13 protein-coding genes are annotated in these 14,549 nt (G+C 54.1%); 7 read left to right on the top strand and 6 right to left on the bottom strand.

The genetic code is table 11. The annotated features are described in order from the left end of the window. Positions 1-161 precede the first annotated feature (161 nt). On the bottom strand, positions 162-818 hold the full coding sequence (locus tag FJM65_RS05170; protein ID WP_239022835.1) for a 2OG-Fe(II) oxygenase: 657 nt from the start codon (positions 816-818) through the stop codon (positions 162-164). A 226-nt stretch (positions 819-1,044) separates the two neighbouring features. Here FJM65_RS05170 and FJM65_RS05165 point away from each other — a divergent pair, with 226 nt between their 5' ends. The 5 genes from FJM65_RS05165 to FJM65_RS05145 all read left to right on the top strand — a co-directional run bounded on the left by FJM65_RS05165 (position 1,045) and on the right by FJM65_RS05145 (position 6,656). Further along, a complete protein-coding gene (locus FJM65_RS05165; protein WP_140620112.1) occupies positions 1,045-3,240 on the top strand; it encodes a prolyl oligopeptidase family serine peptidase in 2,196 nt (731 codons plus the stop codon). A gap of 937 nt (positions 3,241-4,177) precedes the next feature. Further along, positions 4,178-4,639 carry a hypothetical protein gene (locus tag FJM65_RS05160; protein WP_140620110.1) on the top strand — a complete coding sequence of 154 codons (462 nt, stop codon included), beginning with the start codon at positions 4,178-4,180 and terminating at the stop codon, positions 4,637-4,639. 108 nt (positions 4,640-4,747) lie between these two features. Continuing rightward, positions 4,748-5,221 (top strand): DUF5362 family protein, encoded by a 474-nt coding sequence (locus FJM65_RS05155; RefSeq protein WP_181163642.1) that lies wholly within the window; start codon positions 4,748-4,750, stop codon positions 5,219-5,221. A 117-nt stretch (positions 5,222-5,338) separates the two neighbouring features. After that, complete coding sequence (locus FJM65_RS05150; RefSeq protein WP_140620108.1) at positions 5,339-6,091, top strand: acyl-[acyl-carrier-protein] thioesterase; 753 nt, start codon at positions 5,339-5,341, stop codon at positions 6,089-6,091. A gap of 91 nt (positions 6,092-6,182) precedes the next feature. Further along, positions 6,183-6,656: a GNAT family N-acetyltransferase gene (locus FJM65_RS05145; RefSeq protein ID WP_140620106.1), complete on the top strand. Its 474-nt coding sequence runs from the start codon at positions 6,183-6,185 to the stop codon at positions 6,654-6,656. Between the two features lie 64 nt (positions 6,657-6,720). Here the strand turns inward: FJM65_RS05145 and FJM65_RS05140 are convergent, their stop codons facing one another. Together FJM65_RS05140 and FJM65_RS05135 are read right to left on the bottom strand one after the other, a co-directional pair. After that, the gene (locus tag FJM65_RS05140) at positions 6,721-7,044 is read right to left on the bottom strand and encodes a DUF4286 family protein (protein WP_140620103.1); all 324 of its coding nucleotides are present in this window, start codon (positions 7,042-7,044) and stop codon (positions 6,721-6,723) included. A gap of 95 nt (positions 7,045-7,139) precedes the next feature. After that, entirely contained in the window at positions 7,140-7,709 is a 570-nt protein-coding gene (locus FJM65_RS05135) for a hypothetical protein (protein ID WP_140620101.1), read from the bottom strand. A 222-nt stretch (positions 7,710-7,931) separates the two neighbouring features. Here FJM65_RS05135 and FJM65_RS05130 point away from each other — a divergent pair, with 222 nt between their 5' ends. Further along, positions 7,932-8,540: a YdeI/OmpD-associated family protein gene (locus tag FJM65_RS05130; protein WP_239022834.1), complete on the top strand. Its 609-nt coding sequence runs from the start codon at positions 7,932-7,934 to the stop codon at positions 8,538-8,540. A 97-nt stretch (positions 8,541-8,637) separates the two neighbouring features. Here the strand turns inward: FJM65_RS05130 and FJM65_RS05125 are convergent, their stop codons facing one another. The 3 genes from FJM65_RS05125 to FJM65_RS05115 form a co-directional block, all read right to left on the bottom strand. Then, on the bottom strand, positions 8,638-9,159 hold the full coding sequence (locus FJM65_RS05125) for a hypothetical protein (protein WP_140620099.1): 522 nt from the start codon (positions 9,157-9,159) through the stop codon (positions 8,638-8,640). 61 nt (positions 9,160-9,220) lie between these two features. Continuing rightward, positions 9,221-11,617, bottom strand: a complete 2,397-nt coding sequence (locus FJM65_RS05120; RefSeq protein WP_181163641.1) for a TonB-dependent receptor — start codon at positions 11,615-11,617, stop codon at positions 9,221-9,223. A 191-nt stretch (positions 11,618-11,808) separates the two neighbouring features. After that, complete coding sequence (locus tag FJM65_RS05115) at positions 11,809-12,075, bottom strand: hypothetical protein (RefSeq protein WP_140620095.1); 267 nt, start codon at positions 12,073-12,075, stop codon at positions 11,809-11,811. A gap of 514 nt (positions 12,076-12,589) precedes the next feature. On the opposite strand from FJM65_RS05115, the gene htpG reads away from it, so the two are divergent. Further along, positions 12,590-14,410: a molecular chaperone HtpG gene (htpG, locus tag FJM65_RS05110; protein ID WP_140620093.1), complete on the top strand. Its 1,821-nt coding sequence runs from the start codon at positions 12,590-12,592 to the stop codon at positions 14,408-14,410. Positions 14,411-14,549: the final 139 nt, after the last annotated feature.

The raw sequence follows: 14,549 nt of genomic DNA, 5'->3' as shown, positions 1-14,549 counted from the left end.
GCTGCAGACATTGGTTTATTGCAGACGAGGCACAAGCGGACGCTTGAGCCAGGGAGGCTGGAGCAGCATAAATCCTGTCCATCCATTCATCCTAAAAATCCTGATTCAGACAGGTAAGACACTCGCGGGACCTTCGGACATCGCGAGGTCAAGTATCATTCCTACAAAAACGTCAGCTCGTTCAGTTGGTCCAGCATCCAGCCGGTGAGGCTGTAGCGGTGGCGGCTGGCGGCCAGCACTTCGTGCGGAATCATGTCGGCGCGGAAGCAGGCCAGGCGACCGGCGATGGGCAGAATGTCTATTTCTTCCTCCTCAGACCCATCCTCCTGCGGTAAGTATAAACGCAGGTTACCGCCGTGCTCGGGCCGCCAGTCTTCGTTCAGATAGCAGATAAAGGACAGGCGGCGGTGGTCGTTTTCCTTAAACTGGTCGATGTGGCGCTGGTACACGGTGCCGGGCGGGTAAACCGTAAAGTGGAACTCATAATCCTTCAGGCCCAGGAAGCAAGTGCGGTTAATGTAGCGCATCACCTCGTCCATGCGGTCCAGGAACACCTGTGTGGGCGGCAGCGCCTCCGAAGGCTCAATCCAGCGGATATAGTCGCCGCGCACTTCTTTATCAACCGTAAACTGATCGGCAGCGCCGATGCCGGCTTTCTTAAACGAGCCCTGGTGCTGATGGTGCGTCAGTACCTCCAGCAGGTCGCGCACCTCCTGCGGCTCCAGGAAGTTATCTATGATTGCATAACCCTTGTCCGAGAGCCTGTCGGCGATCTGCTCAAACTTGTATAGTAGTCTGTCTTCTAAAGCTTCTTCCATTATCTGTGTATCGCTATATTTGCCTATCCCTCAGGGAAAAAGCGTGCAAATGTAAGCGCAAAACAGATCGCTTGTATGCGCGGCTTCCGATAAATTTTCGGACGGAAAAGCGGCCAAACCGAAAGGCAGTGGCTGTGGCAGGAAAGGGGAAATATGGGTAAAATTTTATATCTTGTATGCCAACGGTTTTATACTGACCTCAAACAATTCTACTGGAAAAGCTCTTATGAAAAGAACAACAGTATTTCTGCTTGCCGGCGGCCTTACGGCTGTGTCGGCCTGCAAATCAACCCAAAAAGATACAACTGCCACTGGCATGACGACAGAAACGACGAATACCGCCACCGCGGCGGCAGAAGAAACCCAACTCAATTACCCTGATACCAAAAAAGTAGACCACGTAGACGATTACTTCGGCACGAAGGTGGCCGACCCCTACCGCTGGCAGGAAACCCACGACGAGGCGCTGGACGAGTGGATTGCGCAGGAGAACGAGGTAACGCAGGAGTACCTGAGCGACATCGACTTCCGAGATGAGATCAAGAACCGCCTGACCGAGATATGGAACTACCCGAAGTATGGCGCACCGTTTAAAGAGGGCGGCAAGTACTACTTCTTCAAGAACGATGGTCTGCAGAACCAGAGCGTGCTGTACGTGCAGGAGAGCCTGGAGGCGGAGCCAAAAGTATTCTTCGACCCGAACAAGCTGAGTAATGATGGTACGGTGGCCCTGACGGCGCTTTCTTTCTCCAAAGACGGCAAGTACCTGGCCTACGGCACCTCCAGCGGCGGCTCCGACTGGAACACCTACCATGTGATGGAAACGGCCACGGGCAAGAAACTGGACGATCAGCTGGACTGGGTTAAGTTCTCTAGCCCGAGTTGGAGCGGCAACGGCTTCTTCTACAGCCGCTACGATGCCCCGACCGAGGGTAACAAGTTGGCCAACAAGAACGAGTACCACAAAGTATACTATCACCAGATCGGCACGCCACAGAGCCAGGATAAGCTGGTGTATGAGGATAAGAAGAACGCGCTGCGCAACTTCTACGGCCAGACGACTGACGACGAGCGCTTCCTGATCCTGAACGTGTCGGAAGGAGCGAGCGGGGCCAACGCGCTATACTATAAAGACCTGAAGGACCCGAAGTCTACGATCAAACCGATCGTGGATAACTTCGAGAGTGAGTACAATGTAGTGGATAACTTTGGCGATCAGCTGTTGGTGATGACGAACAAGAACGCGCCGCGCTACCGCCTGGTGATGATCGACCCGAAAAAACCGCAGGAGCAGAACTGGAAAACAGTGGTGCCGGAATCGGAGAACGTGATCCAAGGAGTGTCTGCCGTGGGTGGTCGCATCATCGTAACCTACATGAAGGATGCGACAAGCCAGGTGGTGGTATATGACCAGAGCGGCAAGCAGCTGAACACGGTGGAGCTGCCGACGCTGGGCACCGTAAGCGGCTTCAGCGGCAAGCAGCAGGATAAAGAAGTATTCTTCACCTTCACCTCCTTCACCTACCCGCCCACCATTTACCGCTACGACGTGCCGAACAACAAGGTCACGCAGTTCCGCAAAACAGAAGTGAATGTAAATACCGACGCCTTTGAGACAAAGCAGGTGTTTTATACTTCCAAGGATGGCACCAAGGTGCCGATGTTTATCGTGCACAAGAAAGGCCTGAAGCTGGACGGTACCAACCCGACATACCTGTACGCCTACGGCGGCTTTAACATCTCGATGACACCAAGCTTCAGCATCGCCAACATGCTGTGGCTGGAAAACGGCGGCGTGTACGCCATGCCAAACCTGCGCGGTGGCGGTGAGTACGGCGAAGACTGGCACAAAGCCGGCATGACGCCAAACAAGCAGAACGTGTTTGATGATTTCATTGCCGCAGCCGAGTACCTGATCGACCAGAAGTATACTTCCTCAGAGAAACTGGCTGTGGCCGGTGGCTCTAACGGAGGTTTGCTGGTAGGCGCTTTCATGACGCAGCGCCCGGAGCTGGCCAAAGTGGCTATACCTGCCGTGGGTGTGATGGACATGCTGCGCTTCCACAAGTTCACCATTGGTTGGGCATGGGTACCGGAGTATGGTTCTTCAGAGGATGAGGCGCAGTTCAAAAACCTGTATGCCTTCTCGCCGCTGCATAACATTAAGGAAGGCGTAAAATATCCGGCCACGCTGGTAAAAACCGCTGACCACGACGACCGTGTGGTGCCGGCGCACTCCTTCAAGTTCATCTCAGAGCTGCAGGATAAAGGTGCGCCGGGCAACCCATACCTGATCAGGGTGGATGTGCGTGCAGGCCATGGTGCCGGTAAGCCAACCTCGCTGGTGATCCAGGAGTATGCCGATACCTACGCCTTCATCTATAAGAACATGGGCGTTAATCCGTATCAGCAAAACCAATAGCAAGTATAAATCTGCCGATTATACTTCAGCCGCGCCGCCTGCCTCAGGTGGCGCGGCTTTTGTTTAGAGGCTTTCAAGAATCGGCTTCGGCACAAGTATAAACCCACCCCTTAGAGCTACGCTCGCTACCTTCGAACTCCCGTTCTCGGTAGTCCGGAGGAGGGGAATTCCCACAGGTGTAATCATCCCCCTGCCCCCTTCAAAGGGCAGGGCCGTTAAGTTCTAAGCTTTAGCCCTCGCATGGCGCTAGCGTCCACGCTCGTGATCTACTATTTCCTGGCCCTCCGGGCCAGTTGAGTCAGAGACTCAACCTCACATGTCAGTCACGAATCTGAAGATTCGCGCCAGAGGTGGAGAACTTAACGGCCCTGCCTTCAAAGGGGGACTTGGTTCAAGCTTCGTCAGCCGTGGCTATCGAACCTGATCCCAGTCCTTGGGTTGAGCGCCTTCTAGATTTCCGGTGCCGAAGGCATTGCGACTTTAGGAGCAAAGGAAATGTAGACAGCGCGATGCCCGAGGACGAGGCCTCCCGGCCTTGAGGGCACCAAAGTATGAAATGCAACTTTAGGTATGTAAGACTGAGGATGAACGGCAGCTAGAAAGGATAGCTTGTGTCCAGTTGAGGGAAGCCGTGGCTAAAGTATAAAGACATTCAGGTAGGGAAGTATAAAGTATAGCATAAGTTAAAAGTGTAGCTTTTCAAGCCAGTTGAGTTACAAACTCAACATCATAAAAGGACACAAGTATAAATACTTGCGCCAGAAGGTGCTAAAGTATAAAGACACAAGCGGACGCTTGCGCCAGCATGGGGGCACAAACCTAGCATAAGGTGTTTTTTTGCTCCCACTAAAATGAAACCACATGCTATCCGTTCCCGGTATATGATTCTCCGTATATTATGGAAGACGTATAAATACACCAAGTATAAACCTGCAGCATGAAACCGGAAGCACACTACAACACAGGCCCAAACGAGCTTTATCTGGACGTAAGGCTGCTCCAAAACCTTTCCGGCACGGCCAAATGGGGCAAGGTGCTGGCGGTGCTGGGGTTCATACTTTCGGGCTTTATACTGGTGTTCGGGCTGTTTATGCAGCAGATGCTGCAATCGCCGGGTAGGGCTGAGCGTGTGGCCGATGTGGGGCTGTCAGGGTTTACGATTGTGGTGTACGCTTTTGTGGCGCTGGTATACTTTTTCCCGTCGCTGTACCTCTACAATTTCGCCTCCGGCATGCAGCAGGGGGTGCAGGAGCGGAGCCGCCAGAAAGTAGGAAAGGCCATCGGTAAGCTCCGGGTCCTGTTCAAGTTCCTGGTGATCATGCTGCTCCTGTTTCTGGTGCTGTTTGCCATCTCGCTGGTCATGCTGGGCACCGGCCTCTCCGATTTCTCCCTGCAATAGCTAAGGCCAGTCATTTTTGTCCATATGGCCCTATAAAACAGCGCTTTCTTTTAGAGTATAGTAAATTTTTTATACTTTAAAGGATCGTTCACATTAACTATCACATGTATGGATTCAGAACTTTACGGCAATGCGCCCACCCCGGCGCCTTTCGGCATCACGCCACCCTCAGCCCACTACCTGCGTGAAATAGCCAAATGGGGCAAGTTTCTGGCAATTGTAGGCTTCGTTGGTGTCGGGATTATGGTGCTGGTGGGGCTTTTTGCGGGTGCTACCATGGGCATGTTCCTGCCAAAGGAGTCTATTAACAGCTCGGCAGGTATGATTAGCGGAGGCTTCTTCACTGTTTTTTACCTGCTGTTTGCGCTGCTGTACTTCTTCCCGGTGCTGTACCTGTACCGCTTCTCGGGCAAAATGCAGGAGGCCCTGCGCCTGCAGGACGAGGAACTGCTCACCACTTCCTTCAGCAACCTAAAGTCGCTGTTTAAGTTCATGGGCATCCTCACGATCATTATATTAGGTTTTTACGTCCTGAGCCTGGTGTTTGTGTTCCTGGGCGTAGGCATTGGCTCGATGATGTAAGTATACTTTAGGAGCGCCAACAGCAGAAGCACACCCAAAACAGGTGTGCTTTTGTTTTTGAGGTGGCAGCTGCGGCTATTCTTCCGTAACTTAGCAGCATATCAAGTATAAAACGCGATGAAATCATACCCGGGAGAAAGCACTTTTATCGTCCGCTCCGGCGAGATAGACTACCGGGGGCGGGCCACGCTGCCGGCCCTGGTGAGCTATATGCAAGAGGCCGCCTGGGCAAACACCCGCGATTTGGGCATTTCGATGTATGATTTGCTGGAGCGCGGGCTTACGTGGGTGCTGCAGCGCATGCGCGTGGAGATGTTCCGCTACCCCGGCCACAACGACAACATAACCATCGAGACCTGGGCCTCGGGCCGGGAGCGCGTGTTCCTGCACCGCGACTTCCGGATATACAACGAGGAGCGGGAGCTGCTGGGGCAGGCCACCAGCGTGTGGCTGGTAATGGATGTGGTGAAGCGGCAGCTGGTGTCGGTGCCCGACTTTATCATTGCCGTGGAGGTGGTGCCTGGCAGTGAGCCGCTGCCCTTTGCCAAAGGAAAGCTGCCGCAGCTGCAGGAGGCGCAGCAAGCGCAACAGATGCCCATACGCTGGCATGACATCGACCTGAACCGCCACGTAACCAACACCCGCTACCTGCAGTGGGCCCTGGACACGCTGCCGCTACAGGTGCTGGAGCAGAAGCAGCTGCGGCAGATCGACATCATCTTTAAAGCTGAAAGCATGCTGGGCGATACCGTGGTGTCTGCTGCGGCCGCAGCGGATGATAGCGGCCATGCCTACCTGCACAAGCTCACCAGCCAGGAAAGCGGCAAAGAACTGGTGCAGGCCAAAACAGTTTGGGAGCTAGAAAGTTAGAGAGTTAGAAAGTATGAGGGATGCGGAATCTTGCTAAACTATAAAATCTCCTTCATCACTGGTCAAACAATACAGCAATTCAACAATTAAAATGGATATACAGATAAGAAAAGGAACAATAGACGACCTGCCGCAGGTGTATGCGCTGGTAAAGGAGCTGGCCGAGTATGAGCGGGCGCCGCAGGAGGTAACCACCACGTTGCTGGAAATGGAGCGCGACGGATTTGGCGAGAACGCGATCTTTAAGTTTTTTGTGGCTGAGAATGAGGGAGGCGTGGTAGGCATAGCGCTATACTATACCGCTTACTCTACCTGGAAGGGGCGCATGCTTTTTCTGGAAGACCTGGTGGTAACCGAGAAGATGCGCCGCGCCGGCGTGGGCAAAAAGCTGTTTAAGGCCGTGGTGCAGGAGGCAAGAGACACAGGAGCCAAGCGGCTGAAGTGGCAGGTGCTGGAATGGAACGAGCCGGCCATAGCGTTCTACAAAAAGATAGGCGCCAACCTGGACGGCGAGTGGATAAACTGCAACATGACCGATGAGCAGATACAGCAGTATGTGGGCTAGCCGGTAAAAGTATAAGGGCAGCGGCTTTTGTAGCCGCTGCCCCTCGTGCTGCAAAAGCTATACTTTATTTGCGCTCCACATCGCGGGCCACTACCTCCAGCATCGAGCGGAAAACCACATACTTGCCCTGGTAGCGCTCGTGGTGGCGCAGGTCTATCTCAGAAGCATGCTCCCGCTGGTACTCCTCCAGGTCCTCTAGGCTGCGGCAGGTATATTGCACGGCATAGGTGGTGCCGTCGTTGGCCACCTCGTGCATCAGGCGGCTGATCTGGTTGCCTAAAAAATAGCCAGTGCCCATCACGGCAGGTATATGCACCTCCTTCATCCACTGCAGCCATTCTGCGGCCACGGTGTTGTCTACGCTTACGGTCTCGTTATACAATATCATACTCAAAAGTACGAAAAACTACGCGATAATGGCCAATAGCACAAAGAGCCGCCCAAACGTAGGCGGCTCCCAATTGTAGAAAAAGGTACAAAGGTTTACTTGCAGCTCCAGCGCCCTACGCTGCCGTCCAGGTAGCCGTCGGTTGCGTCGGGCTGGTAGGCCAGCACCAGCGGCTTGGCGTCTTCGCGGGGCAAAAGCTGTAGCCGCCCCTGGCTTAGCTGCAGAAAAATGTTTCCCTTGTTATCCACCACAGCCCGCAGGGTATTGGCTTTGTTATCAACCAAGTAGCTGTTGTTGCTGTTCAGGCCGGTGGCGGTAAGCTCGGTTATCCTGTACACTTTCTGGTGGGTGAGTGCTCCTGACTGGCCCAGCATGGCCTTCGGCTGGCCTTCCAGCTTTCCTCCAAACCACAGGTCTTCGCCCAGGCAGCTGGAGGTGTTGGCAATCAGGTCGAAATAAACCTCATCAGACTCGCTCTGGAAAGAAGCTACTGTAACGCTAGGCACCTCTTTAGGCGCTATGGTGGCCACAGTGTTCTCCTGTTGCGTTTGCTTCTCTGCGTCACGGTCTATGTGGGCAGAGCAGGCGCCCAAAATCAAAAGCGGCAGGGCAAGCACAACAAATCGGTTTAATCCGGAAATAACAGAAGTAAAAGTTTTATACATAGGCAGAATATTATTAAATATGATTTTATATATATTAATTTATACTATGTGCGTCGTAAAATAGTTGCAACAATGGCTGCATAGTTTAGAAATGTTGCGTTTGCAAGGCTGTATGGGCGTTGCGGTACCGAACTGATGGCGGAGCGGGTGCAGTAATCAGAAAATTGTAGTAGTTTGTGAGTACCAATTAAAGATGCGATGATGACTGAGCTTGGAAAAAAGTTGCAATTAAAAGCTGGGCAGCAGCTGCTGTTACTAAACGCCGTGGAGGAAGTGGCAAGCGCCCTGCGGCAAGAGGGCTTTACCTTTACCGGCACCGATGAGGCCCCAAGTATAGGCACTTATGCAGCGGTGGTGGTTTTTGTGGAGAAGGTGGCCGAGTTGGAGCGGCTGGCACCGGAGGCAGTGGCGGTGTTGCAGCCGCAAGGCCTGCTATGGGTCGCTTATCCTAAAAAAACATCCGGCATAAAAACAGACCTTACCCGCGACCACGGCTGGCAGGCAATGCAGCGCATGCAGTTTGGGCCGGTGCGGCAGGTAGCGCTAAGCGAGGCATGGTCGGCGCTGCGCTTTAAGCATGCTGAGGAGCGCAAGGAACCCACGAAGTTTGGGGTTGATCAGCCCGGCATCGACCGGGTGGCGAAAACCGTGGCCTTGCCAGACGACCTGCGGGAGGCGCTGCAACACGCAGACCTGCTGCAGGCGTTTGAAGGTATGGCCTTTACCCACCGGAAAGAGTATGTGCTGGCGGTGCTGGAGGCCAAAAAGCCGGAAACCCGCGCCCGCCGCATTGCCAAGGCCGTGGAGGCGGCCGGCAAAAAGAAAGTATAAACCTGCCGCTGAAGTATAAACGCTGGTGTGTAAAATCAAAAAAGGGGTGCGCTGCAAACGGCAGCGCACCCCTTTTTGTAAAAGCATTGGTTACGGCTTACTGTATCGAAACGTTAAACTTGCCTACAAAGTCAGTAGAGCCGATTGTCTCGTCGCTCACGTCTGGCTTCAGTCCCTCCTGGTGCTTCAGGGTAACTGTTAGTTCACCGGTCTCGCCAGAGTTGCCGGTCGTGATGCGCGCCTTCAGGCCAATTGGCAGGCCGTTGTCATCAAAATCGGTCTTCTGCACTATCATCAGGTCTTCACTAGCCTTGTAGAAGAGCTCGTGGTCTTCTGCCTCGGTGTTAATCTCAGCCTCAATGTTGTCATTAAAGGTAATGGTGGCATCGTAAGTGGCGTTTGGCGCCAGCTGCAGCGTTGGCGTTGTGCCAGTAGTATAAGTAGCTTCGGCAGGGTCGATGCCTTTGGTGGTAGACACGGGCTCCAGCGATATAGTCATAGAAGTGATGTTCTCGCTGTCTTCCACTGGTTTCGGATCGTCATCGTCGCAAGAGGCTGTGGAGATGAGTAAAGCGCCTAGTAAGAATGCAGTAAGGTACGGTCTAAACAGTTTTTTCATGATATAGGTGTTTAAGGAATGTACAAGGATACGAGTATATATCGATAAATGATACTTAAAATTAGGATTTGCTGAACTGGAGCGGCACCCGCAGGCGCAGCATCAGCATGCGGCCCGGCTCATCGGCATAGAAGCGCAACCTGTTCAGGTACTGGCGGTACGTAGTGTTCAGCAGATTGTTTCCGCTGATGCTCACCTCCACTGGCTGGCTTCCGAAGTGCAGCGTAGTGCCTGCCGATGCCTGCAGCAGGAAATAGCCATCCGGGGCAGGGGCATAATCCTGCTCGCCCTTTTCAGGCACCCGCTTCTGCTCGGCCACATACACCCCGCCTACTGACAGGAATGTGTCTGAAAAGCTGCCCCGCTGCCCCACTTCGTAGCGCAGGCTATTGTCGAAGCGGTTTGGCGGCATGTAGATCAGGTGGTCGTCGGTGTCGAGGTTGCGGGCATAAAGCAGCGATGTTTTGGAATCGAGCTGTAGCGCAGGCGTAAAGTTATAGCGCAGGCTTAGGTCTGCGCCCGTAAAGGTGGCATCGGCCTGGGTATACTTGTTTGCCGGAAAAGTGCCTTGTGGCAGCTCGGCAGGCTCTGGCTGCGGCGCGGCGTAAATAAAGTTGCGGATGTAGTTATGGTACAGGCTAAGCGAGCCGTTCAGCCGCTGGTTGCCAAAGTAATCCACCGATGCCTCAAAATTATACGCCTGTTCCGATGTCAGCCCCGGGTTGCCTTCCTCATAGGTGGCGGAGCTGTGGTGCACTCCTTTGCTAAAAAGCTCGTTGGCACCCGGTGCGCGCCAGGCAGAGGTGGCGCTCAGGCCAAACGTAAGGTGGTAGCCCACATCATACATAGCGGCTAATATCCCGGATACATTATTAAAGTCGTACGTAGGTTTGATCAGGGTGCGGTTACTTTCGGAGCCATCCTCAGCTTGCTCAAACTTCTTTACCTGCAGGTGCTTGTAGTCGTAGCGCAGCCCGCCCTCCAGGTGCAGGCGGCCTTTTTCCCATTTCTCCATCGAAAATACGCCTGCCGTAAGGCCGGTAAAGTATGGCAGGAAATCGCTGTACTGGTAGGTGTTTTTCTGGTAGATGGTGTTCACGCCTACGGAGCCCGAGAGGTTGCCGAGCGGCTTGTGCGCAAAAACGGCCTCGGTGGTGTGCGTGTTCAGGGTTAGCTGCATCGACGGCAGCGGGCTGCTGGTGCGGCGCACGTCATACTCTTCGCGCAGGTTGCGCTGCCAGCCATACACAAACTCCAGCTTGCCGGCCTCGCCCAACTGCCAGTAGCCTTTGGCTTTTAGCAGATCGTGCTGCACGTGCTGGTACGGCCGGTTTATAGTATAAGTAAACGTGGCATTGTCGGCGTTGCTGGGCCTGCCGCGCGCGATGGCATAGGCCAAATCCTCCGGGCTGCCAATGTGCGACTCGCGCAAAATGCCCAGATCAGTGCTGAAACGGCTATAGTATAACTCTGAGCCATAGGTCTCCTTCGAGTATCCTACTGCCGCTGAGAAGTTCTGCTCCCGCAGGCCCGTGTTCTCCAGGTAGTAATCCGGTGTTTTGGCATTTCCGGCTTTGCGCAGCGTGCCCTGCAGGCGCCAGCTCAGCGGCGGGGTTTTCTCAAAATTGCCCTCTACGGTGGCAGAAGTAGCTAGCTGGCGGTTGTTGGTGCTACCCAGCAGGTGCAGGTCGCCGCTGATGCCGGGCGCTTTTGGCAGCGCCTTAGGCTCCACCAGCACCACGCCGCCAATGGCATCGGCCCCGTAGCGCACGCCTGCAGCGCCCTTTATTACTTTCATCTCGGAGGCTACAAAAGGATCAATCTCGGGGGCGTGCTCTGTGCCCCACTGCTGCCCCTCCTGCCGCACGCCGTTGTTTAGCAGCAGCACGCGGTTGCTGTGCATGCCATGGATGACGGGTTTGGAGATAGTTGGACCAGTTTGCAGCGTAGTGACGCCGGCAATCCCTTTCAGCGCTTCGCCCAGCGCAAGGCCGCGTGTCTGCTCCAGCTCCTGCCCTGTTAGCTCCTGCTGGCTTTGTGCATGCGCGCGCAGGTGCTGGCCCGTTACCTCCACGGTGCGCAGCTCCCGGGCGTTAGTGTGCAGCTGCAGGTCGCGGGTGGCGGAGCCGGTCACTTTTACGGAGAACTGCTCTGCCTCGTAGCCGACATACGTGACGCGCAAGGTATAAGTGCCCTGGCAAAGCTGGTGGAAATGGTAGTTGCCGTACGCATCGGTAATGGCGGCCCTGTCCAGTTCGGGCAGGTATACGGTGGCGCCCACCAGCGCCTCGCGCGAGTCGTGGTCCAGCACCTTGCCCGAGAGGGTAAGGCCGCAGTCCTGCACCGCCTCGGTTTCTGCCGGGCCAGACAGCGACTGCGCCTGTATATCAGGCAGCGGCAAGATGAGCAGGCTCAGGGCAACATACAGGGTATTCTTGTTAGATAAGGTAGTTCTCAACACTTCTTCAGGTTTCAGCAGTAAAGAAAATAAAGGCAGCAGAAAAGATGGCCTCATGCCTCTGCAGCGGCTGCTGCCGTGCCAATGGCAAGCGCGGGCCGGAAGAGGCTTACAAATAAATAAAGGGATGCAGGTGCCGCAGCCATACTTGGTAAAGTATAACAGGCGGGCGCATGCGGGCGAGCTGAAAATCAGGCCACGGGAGGGCCGCGAAGAAAGTATGAAGTATGGCTGCTGCCTTGCCAGCTGTAAGTATAGGCGGCTGTATGGACAGGCCTCTGAGTGGGGGCGGCAAAAAACAGCAGAAGGTCTGTGCCCTGATAGGGCGTATTAAACACGTCCTCCACCTGGCAGTGCTTGTGCTTCAGGCCAATTTGTGCCTTGTGCGTGTCAGTGTGGTCGGTATGAACGGTGTGGGTATGCGGGTGCAGCTCCTGTATGAGTTCATCCGGAACCATGGCCCTGCTAAAAAGCAGGAGCAGAAAAATGGCGATATGTTGGATATAGCGGTGCACCCTCAGTGTCGGAACGAAACAAATATAGGTTAAATTCCACAATGTTGCATTTATAAGCAGCTTATGGTCATGCCTTTATTATGCGTATAAGTATAAAACCTGTGTTGTCGTGCTTGTTAGACAGAGATGCCGGGCTAAGGTTTAGCCAGTAGTTGAAAACCTGCCGCAGCGGTTGTTTTTTTCGACCTTCTCTGACAACCTGTCACGCCGGCAACGTCTGGAACAGGATTTGAAAGTATGGCTCAGAGCCTGTATGCATTTCGTTTTTGCAAGCGAAAATTGAATGGAAAAGGTTCTGGCGAAACGGTTGTTGAGCTTCATAGCAGCGCTATGGAGCGATAAAAGCGTGAAGTCAGGTTGCTTTACAGACGATTTGCAGCGCAAAAGATGAATTGTAAACATGCTCTTAAGTATAGAAATCAGCAAAAGATCAACTTTAACCTATAAAGTATAGACAATGGAAGAAAGAGGTAACATCTCCATCCACACCGAGAATATTTTCCCGATCATCAAGAAATTCCTGTACTCCGACCACGAGATTTTCCTGCGCGAGCTGGTGAGCAACGCCGTGGACGCCACGCAGAAGATCAAGCGCCTGTCGTCTATCGGCGAGTATAAAGGCGATTTGGGTGAGCTGAAGGTGACCGTGGCCGTTGACAAGGACGCCAAAACCATCACCATCTCCGACAACGGCATCGGTATGACGGCCGAGGAGATCAAGAAATACATCAACCAGATCGCGTTTTCGGGGGCCACTGAGTTTGTGGAGCGCTACAAGGAGACGGGCGGTGAAAAGGACCAGATCATCGGCCAGTTCGGCCTGGGCTTCTACTCTGCCTTTATGGTGGCCGAGCGCGTGGAGATCGTTACCAAGTCTTACAAAGAAGGCGCTGAGCCTGCCCACTGGACCTGCGACGGCAGCACCGAGTTTGCCATTGCCCCTGCCCACAAAGAAACGCGCGGCACCAACGTTATCCTGAACGTGGCCGCCGACTCAGAGGAGTTCCTGGAGCCGATGCGCATCCGAACCATACTTGACAAATACTGCAAGTTCCTGCCGGTGCCGGTGGAGTTCGAGGGAGAGATCATCAACAACCCGAACCCGATCTGGACCAAGCAGCCGTCGGAGCTGAAGGACGAGGACTACAAGGAGTTCTACAAAGAGCTGTACCCGATGTCGGAGCCGCCGCTGTTCTGGATCCACCTCAACGTGGACTACCCGTTCAACCTGACCGGTATTTTATACTTCCCGAAGATCAAGAACGAGTTTGAGCTGCAGCGCAACAAAATTCAGCTGTACTCGCGGCAGGTGTTCATTACCGACGAGGTGAAGGACGTGGTGCCGGAGTTCCTGATGCTGCTGCACGGTATCATCGACTCTCCGGACATTCCGCTGAACGTGAGCCGCTCATTCCTGCAGGCCGACTCCAGCGTAAAGAAGATCAACACTTACATCACCAAAAAGGTAGCAGACAAACTGGCCGAGATCTTCCGAAAAGACCGCACCGCCTTCGAAACCAACTGGGACGACATCAGTGTGTTTGTGAAGTATGGTATGCTGAGCGACGACAAGTTCTATGAAAAAGCCAAAGACTTTGTGCTGCTGCAGAACACCGCGGGCAAATATTATACTTTGGATGAGTATAAAGCGCAGGTAGAGGCCAACCAGAAAGACAAAAACGAGCAGCTGGTGCTGCTCTATACTACCGATGCCGACAAGCAGCACGCTTACGTGGAGGCGGCCGAGAACCGCGGCTACGATGTGCTGAAACTGGACACGGTGATTGACAGCCACTTCATCGGTATGTTGGAGCAGAAGCTGGAGAAAACCACCCTCAAGCGCGTAGACGCAGAGACCATCGATAAACTGATTGAGAAGGACGAGGCGAAGGAGAGCGTGCTGAACGATACTGAGAAGGAAGAGCTGAAGAAAGTGTACGAAGAGGCGATCAACAACCAGCACATGCAGGTGGAGGTAGCCCCCATGTCGCCGGACGATGCGCCGCTGGTGATCACGCTGCCGGAGTTTATGCGCCGCATGAAGGACATGAGCCGTGCCGGCGGTGGCGGTATGATGTTTATGGGCGATATGCCGGACACCTACAACGTCACCATCAACGCCAACCACCCGCTGAACCAGCACGTGCTGAAGGCTGAGGAGAAAGGCAAGCTGGCCCGCCAGGCCTTCGATCTGGCCCTGCTGTCGCAGAACATGCTGTCGGGTGCCGCCCTTACCAGCTTCGTGAAGCGCAGCTTCGACCTGATGACAAAAGAATAGTACCGATTAAATATACCTAACAGCTAAGGCAGCGCCCGTGTGGGCGCTGCCTTTTTTGCTTCTGAGGCCCTGCAACCTCTAAATGAAACTTACCGGCGGCAGGCGTAGTTATAGGGGCTCAGCCGCCAGTTGGCGCGTA

This window comes from Pontibacter mangrovi, assembly GCF_006385705.1.
Lineage (GTDB): Bacteria > Bacteroidota > Bacteroidia > Cytophagales > Hymenobacteraceae > Pontibacter > Pontibacter mangrovi.
This window is presented reverse-complemented; position numbering and strand designations above follow the sequence as displayed.